At 67.8% G+C, this 15,102-nt stretch carries 15 protein-coding genes and 1 pseudogene; 8 read left to right on the plus strand and 8 right to left on the minus strand.

Features of this window, described 5'->3' with window-relative positions; translation table 11 throughout:
• Positions 1–5: 5 nt before the first annotated feature.
• From pcaD to pobA, 5 genes are all read right to left on the minus strand, one after another.
• Positions 6–791, minus strand: a complete 786-nt coding sequence (pcaD, locus tag O1Q03_RS05240; protein WP_269501979.1) for a 3-oxoadipate enol-lactonase — start codon at positions 789–791, stop codon at positions 6–8.
• Positions 792–805: 14 nt separating this feature from the next.
• Positions 806–2,164: a 3-carboxy-cis,cis-muconate cycloisomerase gene (locus O1Q03_RS05245; RefSeq protein ID WP_269501980.1), complete on the minus strand. Its 1,359-nt coding sequence runs from the start codon at positions 2,162–2,164 to the stop codon at positions 806–808.
• A gap of 89 nt (positions 2,165–2,253) precedes the next feature.
• Entirely contained in the window at positions 2,254–2,910 is a 657-nt protein-coding gene (locus tag O1Q03_RS05250) for a 3-oxoacid CoA-transferase subunit B (RefSeq protein ID WP_269501982.1), read from the minus strand.
• Positions 2,911–2,920: 10 nt separating this feature from the next.
• Positions 2,921–3,637 (minus strand): 3-oxoacid CoA-transferase subunit A, encoded by a 717-nt coding sequence (locus tag O1Q03_RS05255; RefSeq protein ID WP_006756646.1) that lies wholly within the window; start codon positions 3,635–3,637, stop codon positions 2,921–2,923.
• 145 nt (positions 3,638–3,782) lie between these two features.
• A complete protein-coding gene (gene pobA, locus O1Q03_RS05260) occupies positions 3,783–5,015 on the minus strand; it encodes a 4-hydroxybenzoate 3-monooxygenase (RefSeq protein WP_269501986.1) in 1,233 nt (410 codons plus the stop codon).
• 117 nt (positions 5,016–5,132) lie between these two features.
• Between pobA and O1Q03_RS05265 the strand changes: the two genes are divergently transcribed.
• From O1Q03_RS05265 to O1Q03_RS05275, 3 genes and pseudogenes are all read left to right on the plus strand, one after another.
• Positions 5,133–6,059, plus strand: coding sequence for a LysR family transcriptional regulator (locus O1Q03_RS05265; RefSeq protein ID WP_269501988.1), 927 nt, complete (start codon positions 5,133–5,135; stop codon positions 6,057–6,059).
• Between the two features lie 119 nt (positions 6,060–6,178).
• Positions 6,179–6,814, plus strand: coding sequence for a GTP cyclohydrolase I FolE (gene folE / locus O1Q03_RS05270; protein ID WP_269501990.1), 636 nt, complete (start codon positions 6,179–6,181; stop codon positions 6,812–6,814).
• Positions 6,724–7,542: pseudogene (locus tag O1Q03_RS05275) on the plus strand (SDR family oxidoreductase); the annotation flags it as partial. The gene folE and the pseudogene O1Q03_RS05275, both read left to right, overlap by 91 nt.
• 293 nt (positions 7,543–7,835) lie before the next feature.
• Here O1Q03_RS05275 and epsC read toward each other — a convergent pair.
• Entirely contained in the window at positions 7,836–8,756 is a 921-nt protein-coding gene (epsC, locus tag O1Q03_RS05280) for a serine O-acetyltransferase EpsC (protein ID WP_269501991.1), read from the minus strand.
• Between the two features lie 137 nt (positions 8,757–8,893).
• Positions 8,894–9,127 carry a hypothetical protein gene (locus tag O1Q03_RS05285; RefSeq protein WP_269501992.1) on the minus strand — a complete coding sequence of 78 codons (234 nt, stop codon included), beginning with the start codon at positions 9,125–9,127 and terminating at the stop codon, positions 8,894–8,896.
• 278 nt (positions 9,128–9,405) lie between these two features.
• Here O1Q03_RS05285 and O1Q03_RS05290 point away from each other — a divergent pair, with 278 nt between their 5' ends.
• The 3 genes from O1Q03_RS05290 to fnr all read left to right on the plus strand — a co-directional run bounded on the left by O1Q03_RS05290 (position 9,406) and on the right by fnr (position 11,824).
• On the plus strand, positions 9,406–9,816 hold the full coding sequence (locus O1Q03_RS05290; RefSeq protein ID WP_269501993.1) for a DUF3005 domain-containing protein: 411 nt from the start codon (positions 9,406–9,408) through the stop codon (positions 9,814–9,816).
• Positions 9,817–10,447: 631 nt separating this feature from the next.
• Complete coding sequence (locus O1Q03_RS05295; RefSeq protein WP_269501994.1) at positions 10,448–10,915, plus strand: universal stress protein; 468 nt, start codon at positions 10,448–10,450, stop codon at positions 10,913–10,915.
• A gap of 162 nt (positions 10,916–11,077) precedes the next feature.
• Complete coding sequence (fnr, locus tag O1Q03_RS05300) at positions 11,078–11,824, plus strand: fumarate/nitrate reduction transcriptional regulator Fnr (protein WP_269501996.1); 747 nt, start codon at positions 11,078–11,080, stop codon at positions 11,822–11,824.
• A 47-nt stretch (positions 11,825–11,871) separates the two neighbouring features.
• Here the strand turns inward: fnr and O1Q03_RS05305 are convergent, their stop codons facing one another.
• Positions 11,872–12,765 (minus strand): LysR family transcriptional regulator ArgP, encoded by an 894-nt coding sequence (locus O1Q03_RS05305; RefSeq protein WP_269501997.1) that lies wholly within the window; start codon positions 12,763–12,765, stop codon positions 11,872–11,874.
• 105 nt (positions 12,766–12,870) lie between these two features.
• Between O1Q03_RS05305 and O1Q03_RS05310 the strand changes: the two genes are divergently transcribed.
• Together O1Q03_RS05310 and O1Q03_RS05315 are read left to right on the plus strand one after the other, a co-directional pair.
• Positions 12,871–13,491, plus strand: coding sequence for a LysE/ArgO family amino acid transporter (locus O1Q03_RS05310; RefSeq protein ID WP_269501998.1), 621 nt, complete (start codon positions 12,871–12,873; stop codon positions 13,489–13,491).
• 364 nt (positions 13,492–13,855) lie between these two features.
• Entirely contained in the window at positions 13,856–14,803 is a 948-nt protein-coding gene (locus tag O1Q03_RS05315) for an aldo/keto reductase (RefSeq protein WP_269502000.1), read from the plus strand.
• The last annotated feature ends 299 nt before the right edge of the window (positions 14,804–15,102 follow it).

The raw sequence follows: 15,102 nt of genomic DNA on the forward strand, positions 1-15,102 counted from the left end.
GTGCCTCATGCGGTCAGGAATTCGAGCAGCGCGCGGTTGAAACCGTCGGTGCATTCGATGTTCGAAATGTGCGCGGCGTCGAATTCGACGTGACGCGCGCCGGGAATGGCGGCAGCCAGCGCACGGCCCTGGTCGGGCGGCGTCGACATGTCCTTGTCGCCGGTCACGACGAGCACCGGCAGCGCGATGCCCTTCACTTCCTCGCGCAGGTCGGCGGCGTTCAGCGCGTCGCAGTTCGCCGCGTAGCCGTCCTTGTCGGTATGCACGAAGGTGTCGCGGATCGCGTCGAACAGTCGCGGCTCGCGCCCGACGAACGCGTCGGTAAACCAGCGCGGCAGCACGGCGTCGGCCAGCGCGGCCATCCCTTCGGCGCGCGCCTTCTGCGCACGCGGCGCCCACACTTCCGGCGAGCCGATCTTGGCCGACGTGTTCGCCAGCACGGCGCGCACGATGCGCGACGGGAAGCGCGCGGCGAGCGCGGCGCCCGTCAGCCCGCCCATCGAAATCCCGCAGAAATGCGCGCGGTCGATGCCGACGTGGTCGAGCAGGCCGATCACGTCGCCCGCGAGCTGGTCGACCGTGTACGAGCCGGCCGGCGCTTCGGAATGGCCATGGCCGCGCGTGTCGTAGCGCAGGATGTTGAAATGCTGCGTGAGCGGACGAATCTGCGGCGCCCACATCTGCAGGTCGGCGCCGAGCGAGTTCGAGAAGACGAGCCACGGCGCGTCGTCGCGCGCGGCACGGTCGATCCGGTAATGCAGTTTCACGCCGTTGACAGTGGCGAAGGGCATCAATGTTCTCCTGGTTATTGCGCGCGCGCGTGCAGCGCGAGCACGGCGTCGACGTAGGCCTGCGCCTCGCCGACGTAATGTGCGGGATCGAGCAGCCGCGCGAGCGCGTCGCGCGACAGGTGGGCAGACACGGTCGCATCGGCGGCGAGCACGTCGAACAGCGTCGCGCCGGTGCGCACCGCTTCCTTCGACGCGTGCTCGACGACGTGATGCGCATCGAGCCGGCCGATCCGGTCGCCGAGCGCGAGCATTACCGCTTCGCCGAGAATCAGCCCGTGCGTCAGATCGAGGTTCGCGGCGAGGCGTTCGGTGTTCACGTCGAGGCCCGCGACGATCTGCGCGATTTGCGCGAGCGCGCCGCCGGTCAGGCGTGCCAGATCGGGCAGCGCGTCCCATTCGGCCTGCCAGCCGCCAAGCGCGCGCTCGTGCTCCTGCACCATCCCCGCGAACACGGTCGCGACGAGGTTCGGCGCGCGCACCGCGGCCGTCAGCACGGCCGCGCAGCCGACCGGGTTGCGCTTGTGCGGCATCGTCGACGAGCCGCCCTTGCCGGCGGCCGCCGGTTCGCCGAGTTCGCCGACTTCGGTCTGCATCTGCAGCGACACGTCGCGCGCGATCTTGCCGAGCGTACCGGTCAGCATGCCGAAGCACGACGCGGCTTCCGCGATGCGGTCGCGCTGCGTATGCCACGGCACGGCCGGCACGGCGAGCTTCAGGTCGGCCGCGAGCGCGGCGCTCACGCCGGACGCGTGTTCGCGCAGGCTCGCGAGCGTGCCGGCGGCGCCCCCGAACTGCAGCACCAGTACGCGCTCGCGCAATGCGGCGAAGCGCGCGCGATGGCGCAGCAGCGCATCGAGCCATTGAGCGAATTTGAGGCCGAGCGTGATCGGCAGCGCCTGCTGCAGCCACGTGCGGCCGATCATCGGCGTCGCGCGATGCGTGCGCGCAAGCGTCGCGAGCGACGCGCACGCTCCGTCGAGCAGCGGCTCGAGCACGTCGAGCGTGTCGCGCAGTTGCAGCACGGTGGCGGTGTCGATGATGTCCTGGCTGGTCGCGCCCCAGTGCACGAACTTCGCGGCCTCGGCGTCGTCGGCCTTCACTTGCGCGGTGAGCTGCTTGACGAGCGGAATCGCGAGATTGCCGCCGAGCGCGGCGCCGTGGGCAAGCGCATCGGCGTCGAGCCGATCGGCATTGCATGCGCGTTCGATCGGCGCGACCGCGGCGGCGGGAATCACCTGCTGCGCGGCGAGTGCACGCGCGAGCGCGGCTTCGACGTCGAGCATCCGCTGGATCGTCGCGCGGGGCGACCAGATCCGGTTGAGCGGCTCGGTGCCGCAGATGAGGGAGGTCAGGCGGGCGCTGTCTTCGAGCATGGCATCAGAGTAGGGGAAACGGCGTGCGCCTATTGTCTACCCAAGCGTGCCGGCGTGCGCTCGAGCGAGCGGGCCGGCACGCTCGCGGGTCAGGCCGCGGCCTTGCGCGTCGCGTCGATCAGCGGCACGCCGGTCAGCTTCTGCAGTTCGTCGAACGACAGGTCGGTGAAGATCTCGCTCACCGCGAGGCCGTCGGCCGTCACGTCGAGCACGGCGAGATCCGTATAGATGCGGCTCACGCACTGCACGCCGGTCACCGGATATGAGCACGCCGCGACGATCTTGCTCTCGCCCTGCTTCGTCAGGTGCTCCATCATCACGAACACCTGCTTCGCGCCGATCGCGAGGTCCATCGCGCCGCCGACGGCCGGAATCGCATCCGGCGCACCGGTGTGCCAGTTCGCGAGGTCGCCGTTCGCCGACACCTGGAACGCGCCGAGCACGCAGTAGTCGAGATGGCCGCCGCGCATCATCGCGAACGAATCGGAGTGATGGAAATACGCGCCGCCGGTGAGCAGCGTCACGTGCTGCTTGCCGGCGTTGATCAGTTCGTCGTCTTCCTCGCCGGGCGCGGGCGCCGGGCCCATGCCGAGCAGGCCGTTCTCGCTGTGCAGGAAGATTTCCTTGCTCGGGTCGAGGTGGTTCGCCACCAGCGTCGGCACGCCGATGCCGAGGTTCACATACGCGCCTTCGGGGATGTCCAGCGCGACGCGCTTGGCCATTTCATCGCGGGTCAGTCGTTTCATCTTGGTCTCCTCAGGCGGCTTGGGATGCGGCACGTTCGGCGGCCAGCTCGGCCGCATGCGCGGCCTGCGGCACTTCGACGACGCGCTGCACGAAAATGCCCGGCGTCACGATGTGTTCCGGGTTCAGCCCGCCAAGCGGCACGACTTCCGACACCTGCACGATCGCGACCTTTGCGGCGCTGGCCATGATCGGCCCGAAATTGCGCGCCGTCTTGCGATACACGAGGTTGCCCCAGCGATCGCCCTTGTACGCCTTCACCAGCGCGAAATCGGCGTGGATCGGCGTCTCGAACACGTACGACTTGCCGTCGATCACGCGCGTTTCCTTGCCTTCCGCGAGCTTCGTGCCGAAGCCCGTCGGCGTGAAGAAGCCGCCGATGCCGGCGCCCGCCGCGCGGATGCGCTCCGCGAGGTTGCCCTGCGGCACGAGCTCCAGCTCGATTTCGCCGGCGCGGTACAGCGCGTCGAACACCTGCGAGTCGCTCTGGCGCGGGAACGAGCAGATGATCTTGCGCACCCGCTTCGCCTTGAGCAGCGCCGCGAGGCCCGTCTCGCCGTTACCCGCGTTGTTGTTGACGATCGTCAGGCCGCGCGCGCCCTGCTCGATCAGCGCGTCGATCAGCTCGGACGGCATGCCTGCCGTGCCGAAGCCGCCGATCATGATGGTCGCGCCGTCGTGGACGTCCGCGACCGCCGATTGAAGCGATTCGAAAATCTTGTTGACCATGTCTCTTCCTGATACGAACCCGCGGCACGATGCGCGGCCTGTCGAGGGGACACGCGCGTCGCGCGTGCCGCGCCGGAGGCCTTAGTCGACCCTCGGCTTTTGTTCGCTATTCGAACCGAGATTCGATTAGCGAACGATGGGCCGATCATAGAGTCGCGCACAGCGCGTTGTCAAGGCGGGATCCCTCGGGGGTCGCCGCATCGTCGAACGGCAGGCCGACGTAGTTTTCGGCCAGCGACTGCGCGGCGGCCCGCGAGCGGGTCACGTATTTCAGTTCCGCGAGCTTCAGCCGGTTGACGAACGGCGTGTCGTCCGGCGACGCATGCAGCATGTTCGTCATGAAGTACGAGAAGTGCTCGGCGCGCCACACGCGCTCGAGGCAGGTCGCCGAATAGCGCTCGAGCGGCGTCGCGTCGCCGTTCCGGTAGCGCGCGCCCAGCGCGCGGGACAGCGCGCGGACGTCGGCCACCGCCAGGTTCATCCCCTTCGCGCCGGTCGGCGGCACGATGTGCGCGGCGTCGCCGGCGAGGAACAGCCGCCCGTGCTGCATCGTCTCCGACACGAAGCTGCGCATCGGCGTCACGCTCTTCTGCGTGATCCGGCCCTCGGTCGGCGTCCAGCCGGTGTCGTTCGAGAAGCGCGTGTGCAGTTCGTCCCAGATCCGCGCGTCGGACCATTCGGCGAGGTTCTCGTCGGGCTTGCACTGCAGGTACAGGCGCGTGACCGTCGGCGAGCGCATCGAAAACAGCGCGAAGCCGTTCGCGTGATGCGCATAGACGAGCTCGTCGAGCGACGGTGCCGCGTCGGCGAGGATGCCGAGCCACGCGAACGGGTAGACGCGCTCGAACGTATTCAGCCGCTCGGCCGGAATCGTCTGCCGCGCGATGCCGTGGAAGCCGTCGCAGCCGGCGATGTAGTCGCAGTCGATGCGGTCGGCGCGGCCGTCCGCGTGCTTGAACGTGACGAACGGGTGCTCGCTTTCGACGTCGTGCAGCGCGACGTCGCTGACTTCGAAGTGCATCTGGTGGCCATGCGCGTCGCCGGCCGCGATCAGGTCGCGCACGACTTCATGCTGGCTGTAGACGGTAATCGCGCGGCCGCCGGTCAGGCCGCTGAGGTCGATGCGATGGCGCCGGCCGGAGAACAGCAGCTCGATCCCGTGATGCTCGAGCCCTTCGCGGCGCATCCGGTCGCCGAGGCCGGCTTCGTTCAGCGTGTCGACCGTGCCCTGCTCCAGCACGCCGGCGCGGATGCGGTTCTCGCAGTATTCGCGCGAACGCGCTTCGACGAGGATGGAATCGACGCCTTGCAGGCGCAGCAGGTGGGAAAGCAGAAGGCCGGACGGACCGGCGCCGATGATCGCGACTTGGGTACGCATTGTTCGTCTCCAGAACATTGGTTCGAGTAATGGAACACATTTGAGCGCTTTCCCGACTATGCGGCAACGCGATTCAGGAGATATGTTGTATGCGTTTTTAAGATACTGGCCCTGGCGATGGAACCGCTCGATCTGAACCTGATTCCGTACCTCGTCGCGCTCGACGACACGCGCAACGTGAGCCGCGCCGGCGACCTGCTCGGCGTGAGCCAGCCGCGCGTGAGCACGGCGCTCGGCCGGCTGCGCGCGTATTTCGGCGATCCGCTGTTCGTGCGCACGTCGCGCGGGATGGAGCCGACGCCGCGCGCGCTCGCACTGCTGCCCGCCGCGCGCGACGCGCTCGCGCAGATCGAGCGCGGCCTGGTCGCGCCGCACGACTTCGACCCGGCGGCGAGCACGCACACGTTCTCGATCGCGCTGTCGGACGTCGGCGAGATCGTGTTCCTGCCGAAACTGCTGCAGGCGTTCGCGACGCGCGCGCCGTATGCAAACCTGCGCTCGGTCTCGCTCGCGCACGACGAAGTCGGCCGCGGGCTCGAAGCCGGTTCGATCGATCTCGCCGTCGGCTACTTCCCCGATCTCGACGGCAACAACTTCTTCCAGCAGCGTCTGTTCACGCACCGGTTCGTCTGCCTGATGCGACGCGGTCATCCGCTCGAACAGGCGCGCCCGTTCACCGCCGAGCAGTTCCTGTCGTGCGGCCACGCGGTGGTGCGCGCCGAGGGGCGCAGCCAGGAGGTGCTCGAGAAGTACCTCGCGAAGCAGCGCATGCAGCGCCGCGCGGTGCTCGAGACGCCGCACTTCATGAGCCTGCCGTTCATCCTGAGCCGCACCGACCTGATCGCGACGGTGCCGCACGCGATCGGCTATGCGTATGCGGCCGAGCATGCGTTCATCGTGCCGGTCGAGCCGCCGTTGCCGCTGCCGCGCTTCGACCTGAAGCAGCACTGGCATCGCAAGTTCCACAACGACCCGCGCACCGCGTGGCTGCGCGGCGTCGTCGCGTCGCTGTTCAACGACGAGCAGGACGAATGGCCGAAGTGAATGCAGCCGGACGGCCGGTAAGCGGCGAGCGGCGGCGGCCCGCACGCACGACCCGCGAAAGCATGAAACAATGGCCGGATCGCGCCGCCACGGGCGGCTGTATTCGATGGAGCCACTAGATGGGTAACGGAAAGAAAACCGCGCCGCCCGAGCCGGGCGCATCGCGGCCGAGCCGGGAAGAAGCCGAGGATGCCGTTCGCGTGCTGCTGCGCTGGGCCGGCGACGATCCCGCGCGCGAAGGCCTGCTCGACACGCCCGCACGCGTCGTGCGCGCGTACGAAGAGTTCTTCGCCGGCTACGCGCTCGAGCCGCGCGACATCCTCGCGCGCACCTTCAGCGAAGTCGACGGCTACGACGAGATGATCGTGCTGAAGGACATCCGCTTCGAAAGCTACTGCGAACACCACATGGTGCCGATCATCGGCCGTGCGCACGTCGCGTATCTGCCGAACCATCGCGTCGTCGGCATCTCGAAGCTCGCGCGCCTCGTCGATGCGTTCGCGAAGCGTCTGCAGATCCAGGAAAAAATGACCGTGCAGATCGCCGACACGCTGTTCGACGTGCTGCAGCCGAAGGGCGTCGGCGTGATTCTCGAAGCCGCGCACCAGTGCATCTCGACGCGCGGCATCCACAAGCCAGGCGTCGAAATGGTCACGTCGCGCATGCTCGGCACGTTCCGCACCGATCCGTCGACGCGGCGCGAATTCCTGTCGATCGTCGCGAATCCTTCTTCAGTCAACCTGACGAATACGTAATGCAGTCTACGAAGCAAGCGGCGAACGCGCCCGTCGTGCTCGTGACCGGCGCCGCGCGCCGGGCGGGGCGCGCGTTCGCCGAGTATTTCGCCGCGCACGGCTATCGCACCGCGGTGCACTACGACCGCTCGGCCGATGCCGCGCAAGCAGCCGCCCGCACGATCGCCGAGCGCGGGCACGATTCGGTCGCGCTGCAGGCCGACCTGTCGGATGCCGCGCAGATCACCGCGCTGATCGACCAGGTCTACGCGCGCTTCGGCCGCCTCGACGTGCTGGTCAACAACGCGTCGGTGTTCTGGCAGGACCACTTCCCGAGCTTCGACCTCGCGGCGTTCGACCAGGCGTGGGCCGTCAATTGCCGCGCGCCGATCCTGCTCACGCGCGCGTTCCACGAGCGCGCCCGCGCGGCCGGCACGCAGGGCGTCGTCGTCAACGTGGTCGACCAGAAGATCAAGGAAAACTTCCACCGCGACCACTTCAGCTACACGGTCGCGAAGGCCGCGCTCGGCAACCTCACGCAGATGCTCGCGCTGTCGGCCTCGCCGGTGCTGCGCGTGAACGCGGTGTTCCCAGGGCTGATGCTGCCGAGCGATGACCAGACGCAGGCCGACTTCGAACACGCGAGCCGCGCATCGACGCCGCTTGCGCGCATCGCCGGCCCCGACGACGTCGCGAGCGCGATCCTGCTGCTCACGGGCAGCGCGTACAACGGCGTGGATTTCGTCGTCGATGCGGGGCAGAACCTGATCCGCGTCGACCAGGACGTGCTGTACAAGCACCGCTCGCCGGCCGGCAAGCACTGAGGCTTCGATGAACGGCGGCTGCGCGCCGCCTTCATCCGCTAGGTCGAACGGGGCCGCGCGCCGGCTTCATGCGCCGGGTCGAACGGGCTGCGCGCCGCCTCCATGCGCCGAGCCGAGCGGGCTTCGCCCCGCTCACGCCCGACAGCGGCCCGGCCGCCGACCACTCCGCCTCATCCATTGCGTTGCGCAGAGCGACGCGCGTGCGTTCGCGCACCGCGTTACGGCTTCTCGGCGCTCCCGCCTTCCCGAACCTTGCCCTGCGCGACACTCGTGCCGGGCGGCACGCTGTGCGTGAGCCACACGTTGCCGCCGATCACCGAGCCGCGCCCGATCGTCACGCGGCCGAGAATCGTCGCGCCCGCGTAGATCACGACGTCGTCCTCGACGATCGGGTGCCGCGCGTTGCCCTTGACCAGCGTGCCTTCGCCGTCGGCCGGGAAACTCTTGGCGCCGAGCGTGACGGCCTGGTACACGCGCACGCGCTCGCCGATGATCGCGGTTTCGCCGATCACGACACCGGTGCCATGGTCGATGAAGAAGCTCGGGCCGATCTGCGCGCCCGGGTGGATGTCGATGCCGGTAGCCGAGTGCGCGATTTCATTGATGAACCGGGCGAGCAGCGGCACGCCGAGTTGGTGCAATGCATGCGCGAGCCGATGGTGCATCATCGCCAGCACGCCGGGGTAGCACAGCAGGATTTCGGTGATGTGCTGCGCGGCCGGATCGCCGGCATACGCAGCCTGGATGTCGCTGACCAGCAGCGCGCGGATCGCCGGCAACTCCCGCCCGAATTCCCGCGCGATCTCGAATGCGCGCTCGTCGAGCTCCGCGAACGGCGTGTCCGCATGCTCGGGCAGGAACGGCAGCGCGCGGCGAATCTGCTCGGACAAAACGCGCAGCGTGCTTTCCAGTGTATGGCCGACGTAATAGTCGACGCTCTCATCGGTAAGATCGGGCGCACCGTAATGTGTCGGAAACATTGACGCGCGCAGGCCGGTGACGATCTTGCAGATCGCGTCGCGCGACGGCAGTTCGCGAATGCCGCGCGGATGACGCGTGCGATGGAGTTCCTCGCGCGACTCGCGCAAACCGGCGACGATTTCTTCGAGGCCCCACTGACGGGCGGGTGATGTCGACATATGCCAATGCAGGCAGCCGCGCGGAGTGGCACGGCCGCTAATAAAGTGACGGGTTCCGCAAGATTACCGCGTTTTTCGTCCGGCAGCGGCCCGCGGCGGGTCGGCCGGATGGCCAATCCTGCCGGTGCGCGACGGCGTCAGATCGTGATGCTGCTCGCGTCGATCCAACGCACGGCCCAGTCGCGCGCGTGCGCGATCGCGTCGCCTTCGTCGTTGAACTGGAGTTCGATCGGGAAAAAACGATTGGCCACGAGTTCCCCGTCGCTCGATCGGGAGATCACGACATAGGGCTTGAACGACCCGTCACTGGTGCGCGCGGGCGCGCAATTCAACAGATAACCGCGGTGCGTGAACGCAGTAGTCGCTTGCATGAATCCGCCACCTCTAGTCCCTTGCTTTGTTGTTCACTACCCGTCTTTAAGGGTGCTGCGGCCCCCGGTGCGGGTAGAGGCGGCGAGGTCGCTTTCCCTGTCGCCGCTTCGCAGGAAAAGAATCATACTCTGTAGCAAACGGGTGTTCTAGCTCAAATAAATCATGACAAATCAGTGCGCGTCACGCGACCGCGGCGATCGCCCGCGCGCCTTTTCCCCGTCGTGCCCGGAACGGGACTTGCTAAGATCCGGAGCGCTTCGCCGCCAGGAGAGCCGCGATGGAATCGTCAGCTCAAGCGCACACCGCGCGTCCGCGCAGTATCGAACTCGACAACGACGACACGCACGACAGCACCGTCGACACCGACGGCAAGAACCGCGAGGCGTCGCGTCTTGCAGCCGGCGGCGCGATCTCGCCCGACCAGGTCACGCGCAGCAACGCGTCGCTCGTCAACGCGATGCCCGAAGCCGGCGACGGCTTCGCGGGCTTCGACAGCCGACCCGGCGGCAATCATCCGGCGTTCGCGCTGCGGGCCGGCTACACGGTGATCGAGAAAGGTTTCGATGCGCCGCCGCAGAAAGGCGACGCACTGTTCGGCCCGGTTCACCGGATGTACGGCAGCGCGTACTGGCCCGGACACGGACGCCGCCCCGAACGCGTGATCGAGATCGCCGCGGTGCCGAGATAGCGTGCGGCGTTTGAATCGATCGTTCGTTTGCCGGCGTGACGCGCCAGCCGAAGGCCCGCGCGTGCGCGACTCGTGTTCGGTGCGCACGCCTGATGTGCCGTATCGGTATCGATACCGGCGCCGGCTCGCGACGACGCGCGGGCGCACCGCGACTTTCGATCGATGTGAATGCATCGATGTTGATCGAAATCAGGGCGCTCGCGGTGCGGTTGCGGTTCAATGGACGCATGCGCGCGGGATTCGCCGAAGCGGACGTTGTCATGCATCGGCGGACGGCACTGCATGTCGCGCCATCGCGCGACGCCGGTGCGGCCGCCGTTGGCAACGATGCGGTATCCGCACGGTGCGCGTGCGCCGCCGCCTCGCCGCAGATTCCCGCAACGCACCGCCCGGACGGTCGACGCGACGCGCGACCCACCTCGTCCGTCACGCGGCGCAACATGCGACGCGCGCATCGCTCGCGATGGCCCGCACCGCAGCGACGATGCAAGCGCCGCGATCGCGCGTGCCGATCGATACGACCGGCACGGCGCTGCAAAGTCCCTGCCGTTGGTTTACTCTGCCTCGCAGCAACGCGCGGCCTGCCCGGCCGTTCGGCCGACTTCCGTTTAACCCGCCACTCGGAGACACTATGTACACGCGTATTCTGGTTGCCATCGACGGCAGCGACACGTCCCGCCACGCATTCGATGCCGCACTCGCACTCGCGAAAGAGCACGGCGCGGAGCTGCAGGCGTTCTACGTCGTCGAGAACGCCGCGATCTACTACAACGTGCCCGGCTACGATCCGTCCGTGCTGCGCGACCAGCTCGTCGCGCAGGGCAACGCGCTCGCGGCCGAGTTCACGAAGCTGATGCAGGCGGCGGGCGTGAAGGGCAAGACGCTGATGAGCGAAGCGTCGTCGCTCAACGACGTATCGACGCTGATCCTCGACGGCGCGAAGGCGTTCGGCGCCGATCTGCTCGTGCTCGGCACGCACGGCCGGCGCGGTTTCCGCCGCCTCGTGCTCGGCAGCATCGCCGAGCAGTGCGTGCGCCATGCAACGCTGCCGGTGCTGCTGATCCCGGCCGCTTCGCACACAGATGAGCAGGAGAGCTGAGCATCTCGGCGCGCACCCCGTGCACACGCGATTGTCCGGCATGCACGGATGCCGGTGCGACGCCGCGCGGCATGCGCGCGCGGTCGCGACGTTTTGTCACCCGACAGCGCCAACTTGCGGTGGGACAATGATTCCGTCGATTCAACGCCGGAGTAAACGATCATGCTGACGCCCGTCGCCACACGCCCCGCGGCCCATTCCCATGCAGGCAGCTGGGCACCCCGCCAGGCCCCGCACTGCTCGTCGTGCGCAATGCGTCATCTGTGCATGCCGCAGGGCCTCGCACCCGAGGCGCTCAGCCGCCTCGAATCGGTCATCTGCGCGGCGCGCCCGGTCAAGCGCGGCGAAGCCTTGTTCCGCGAAGGCGACGCGTTCGACAACCTGTACGCCGTGCGCTCGGGTTCGCTGAAAACCGTCGCCACGCGCCATGACGGCCGCGAACAGGTCACCGGCCTGCACCTGGCCGGCGAAGCGCTCGGCCTCGACGGCATCTGCGACGACACGCACCCGCGCACCGCGGTCGCGCTGGAAGACAGCTCGGTCTGCGTGATTCCGTACAGCGCGCTCAAGTCGCTGTGCTCGGAAGCCGGCACGATGCAGCTGCGCATGCACAAGCTGATGAGCGAACAGATCGTGCGCGAAACGTCGCAGACGATGCTGCTCGGTTCGCTGAATGCCGAAGAACGTGTCGCCGCGTTCCTGCTCGACGTGTCGCAGCGCTACCTGAAGCGCGGTTACTCGCCATCGGAATTCAACCTGCGGATGACGCGCGAAGACATCGGCAGCTACCTCGGCATGACGCTCGAAACGGTCAGCCGCACGCTGTCGAAGTTCCAGAAGCGCGGGCTGATCGAAATGCAGGGCCGCCACGTGCAAATCGTCGACTTCGACGGCCTGCATCACGTCTGACCCGGCTCGGTGCGTGTAATACGCGCCGCACGCCTGCTCCGCCGCGATCAGTCGAGAAACAGCGCGGCGCGCGCCTTCAGCGCCGCGCTGAAATCGTCGAGCCAGCCGATCGACAGGCGCCAGCTCTGCCAGTAAAGCTCGATGTCGACCGTCCGCCCGCGCGACATGTCGACCAGTTCGCCCGCGCCCAGTTGGCGATCGACCATCCGGTCCGGGCACATGCCCCATCCCAGCCCCGTTTCGCACGCGCGCAGATAACCGGCGACGTGCGGGATCCAGTGTTGCGGCGGATCGAGCTCCGCGCGCGTCACGCGCCGGATGAAACGCGCCTGCAGCCCGTCCTTCGGATTGAACATCACGCACGGCGCGCGGCGCAGCGCATCGCGCGTAATGCCCTCGGCGAAATAGCGATCGTGAAACGCCGGCGAACATACCGCGCGATAGCGGATGCGCCCGAGCCGCGTCGACCTGCATCCCTGGATCGGTTCGGCCTGCGCGGTTACCGCGCCCTGCACGCTGCCGTCGCGAATGCGCGCGGCCGTGTAGTCCTGATCGTCGATCACGAGGTCGAGCAGCGTCTCGCGCTCCGTGCAGAACGGCCCGACCGCGTCGATGAACCACGTCGCGACGCTGTCGTCGTTCACGGCCACGCGCAGCGTCGGCCATGCGCTCGCGATCTGGCCCGGCAATGCCGGCATCCGGCCGCCCAGTTCGGCCTCGAGCAACTGCACGCGCTCCGTATGCCGGCACAGCAGCGCGCCCGACGTCGTCGCGATGCACGGCTGCCCGCGCTTGACCAGCACACTGCCGACGCGCTCCTCCAGCAGTTTCACGCGCTGCGACACCGCCGACGGCGTGACGTTCAGCTCCTTGGCCGCCCGTTCGAACGAGCCGTGCCGGATCACCGCCGCGAGGGCGTCGAGCAACGCGTAGTCCAGCATTAGATTTCCTTAATCGACATTAGGTGAATTAGCTTCTCTTATTCGAGGGCTGACCGCAGACTAGCGCCAACCGATTCACCCGTCTACTGCTGTCAATTCCCCATCATGAACTGGATCGCTTTTTCTCACGGCGTGGCCCTGTGCGCGTCGCTCATCGTTACCATCGGCGCGCAGAACGCGTTCGTGCTCCGGCAAGGCATCATGCGCTCGCATGTCGGCAAGATCGTGCTGCTGTGCGCGCTGTCCGACATGATCCTGATCGGCGCGGGCGTCGGCGGCGCGTCGGTGCTCGTCGAGCGCTATCCGACCTTCGTCCACGCGGTGCTGTACGTCGGTCTCGCGTATCTCGCGTGGTTCGGCATCAACGCGCTGCGCCGCGCGTTCAAGCCGGGGCACGACACGCTCGACGTGCGCGGCGACGCGGTCGCGCCGCCGCCGCAGGGCGCGCTCGCGATCGTGCTGATGACGCTCGCGTTCACGTGGCTCAACCCGCACGTGTATCTCGACACGTTCCTGCTGATCGGCACGGCTGGCGCGCGCGAGCCGGAAGGCACGCGGCTCGCGTTCGCGATCGGCGCGATGACCGTCAGCGTCGTGTGGTTCCTCGGGCTCGGCTACGGTGCGCGGCTGCTCGCGCCGTGGTTCCGCAAGGCCGTTGCGTGGCGCGTGCTGGATGGCGCGATCGGCGGGATGGTGCTGTTTCTCGCGGCCGTGCAGTTGCGCTGACCGAACCTTCTGCAAACGGGCGGCGGCCTGCCGCCCGGCTTTCCCTCCGCGTCGGCGCCCCGCCAGCGCACCCTGACTGACTCCCGTCGTACACTCCGCCGCAAAAAAAATTCGCTCCCGATCGAACGTAGCCGCACGGGGCGCTCACGTAGCGGACACGGTATCCGCCATCTGCCGCAAGCCGTCCACCATCGCGGCGGCACGCCGCCTGCACGAATCGAAACGATCGGCGAGAATGTCCGGTGTCCCGCGACCACGGCGGAAGCGCACCGCGCCCCCGGCCGTCCCGCCGCGATCGCCCCGACCCATCTCGCAGTTCAATCCCGCAGTTCAGTCCCGTTACCTGCAGTTATCGGAGAGGAACATGGCACATCGCACCCTCGGTACTTCCAGCATCCAGGTTTCACCGCTCGCCTTCGGCGGCAACGTCTTCGGCTGGACCGTCGACGAGAACGCATCGTTCGCGCTGCTCGACGCGCTCGCCGATACCGGCATCAACTTCATCGACACCGCCGACGTCTATTCGGCCTGGGCGCCCGGCAACAGCGGCGGCGAATCGGAAACGATCATCGGCAAGTGGCTCAAGCGCTCCGGCAAGCGCGAGCAGGTCGTGATCGCGACCAAGGTCGGCGCGCTCGCCGCGCGCGCGGGGCTGAGCAAGGACAACATCCTGAAGGCCGCCGACGATTCACTGCGCCGCCTGCAGACCGACTACATCGACCTGTATTTCTCGCACCGCGATTTCGCCGACACGGCCCCGCTCGACGAAACGCTCGCCGCTTATCAAACGCTGATCGACGCAGGCAAGGTGCGCATCATCGGCGCGTCGAACTACAGCGGCGCACGCCTGCGCGAAGCCGCCGCCATCAGCGCGCGCGACGGGCTGCCCGCATACCAGGTGATCCAGCCGGAATACAACCTGGTCGACCGCGCCGAATACGAACGCGATCTCGAACCGGTCGTGCGCGACCTGAAGCTCGGTGTCGTCAACTATTACGCGCTCGCGAGCGGGTTCCTGTCGGGCAAGTACCGCAGCGAGGCCGACCTGAAGAAGAGCGTGCGCGGCGATCGCGTCGCCGGCTATCTCAATGAGCGCGGGCTGCGCATCCTCAACGCGCTCGACGCCGTCTCGGCGAAGCACGGCACGCAGCCGGCCGCGATCGCACTCGCATGGCAGATCGCGCGGCCCACGATCACCGCGCCGATCGCCAGTGCGACGTCGCTCGAACAGCTCGCGCTGCTCGGCGAAGCGATCCGCGTCACGCTCGATCAGGACGACATCCGCCAGATCGACGCAGCCAGCGCGCCCTGAAGTCGTCGGCGGTCGGCCGCACCGCCGGCGGGCCACGTGATCGTCGAGTTCCGCGGCGGCAAGATGGGTTACGCAGAGGACGTCCCGCTCGGGCTGCCGTCGTCTTCATCGAAGTCGAAGTAAGCCGGCAACGCTTACCCCGAAGCTGCACACGTGTCTTGACTCGCACGGCCGCTTCCGTTGATCCACACGGACATCGATCGCGCCATCACCCGCCGCGCCCCGCTGCAAGCGCGTCACACGCATGCCCCGGGTCTTTCACGGATTGACCGCGGCGTTCGGCGTGGCCGAGACTGCCC

The sequence above is a fragment of the Burkholderia sp. IMCC1007 genome (genome assembly GCF_027257875.1).
Classification (GTDB): domain Bacteria; phylum Pseudomonadota; class Gammaproteobacteria; order Burkholderiales; family Burkholderiaceae; genus Burkholderia.

Bases quoted from the DNA above. Each gene is read 5' to 3' on its own strand.
- O1Q03_RS05290 (WP_269501993.1), top strand. From the start codon at position 9,406: ATGGAATCGTCAGCTCAAGCGCACACCGCGCGTCCGCGCAGTATCGAA.
- O1Q03_RS05310 (WP_269501998.1), top strand. From the start codon at position 12,871: ATGAACTGGATCGCTTTTTCTCACGGCGTGGCCCTGTGCGCGTCGCTC.
- O1Q03_RS05295 (WP_269501994.1), top strand. From the start codon at position 10,448: ATGTACACGCGTATTCTGGTTGCCATCGACGGCAGCGACACGTCCCGC.
- O1Q03_RS05305 (WP_269501997.1), bottom strand. From the start codon at position 12,765: ATGCTGGACTACGCGTTGCTCGACGCCCTCGCGGCGGTGATCCGGCAC.
- fnr (WP_269501996.1), top strand. From the start codon at position 11,078: ATGCTGACGCCCGTCGCCACACGCCCCGCGGCCCATTCCCATGCAGGC.
- pobA (WP_269501986.1), bottom strand. From the start codon at position 5,015: ATGCGTACCCAAGTCGCGATCATCGGCGCCGGTCCGTCCGGCCTTCTG.
- pcaD (WP_269501979.1), bottom strand. From the start codon at position 791: ATGCCCTTCGCCACTGTCAACGGCGTGAAACTGCATTACCGGATCGAC.
- O1Q03_RS05265 (WP_269501988.1), top strand. From the start codon at position 5,133: ATGGAACCGCTCGATCTGAACCTGATTCCGTACCTCGTCGCGCTCGAC.
- epsC (WP_269501991.1), bottom strand. From the start codon at position 8,756: ATGTCGACATCACCCGCCCGTCAGTGGGGCCTCGAAGAAATCGTCGCC.
- O1Q03_RS05245 (WP_269501980.1), bottom strand. From the start codon at position 2,164: ATGCTCGAAGACAGCGCCCGCCTGACCTCCCTCATCTGCGGCACCGAG.
- O1Q03_RS05285 (WP_269501992.1), bottom strand. From the start codon at position 9,127: ATGCAAGCGACTACTGCGTTCACGCACCGCGGTTATCTGTTGAATTGC.
- O1Q03_RS05250 (WP_269501982.1), bottom strand. From the start codon at position 2,910: ATGAAACGACTGACCCGCGATGAAATGGCCAAGCGCGTCGCGCTGGAC.
- O1Q03_RS05315 (WP_269502000.1), top strand. From the start codon at position 13,856: ATGGCACATCGCACCCTCGGTACTTCCAGCATCCAGGTTTCACCGCTC.
- folE (WP_269501990.1), top strand. From the start codon at position 6,179: ATGGGTAACGGAAAGAAAACCGCGCCGCCCGAGCCGGGCGCATCGCGG.
- O1Q03_RS05255 (WP_006756646.1), bottom strand. From the start codon at position 3,637: ATGGTCAACAAGATTTTCGAATCGCTTCAATCGGCGGTCGCGGACGTC.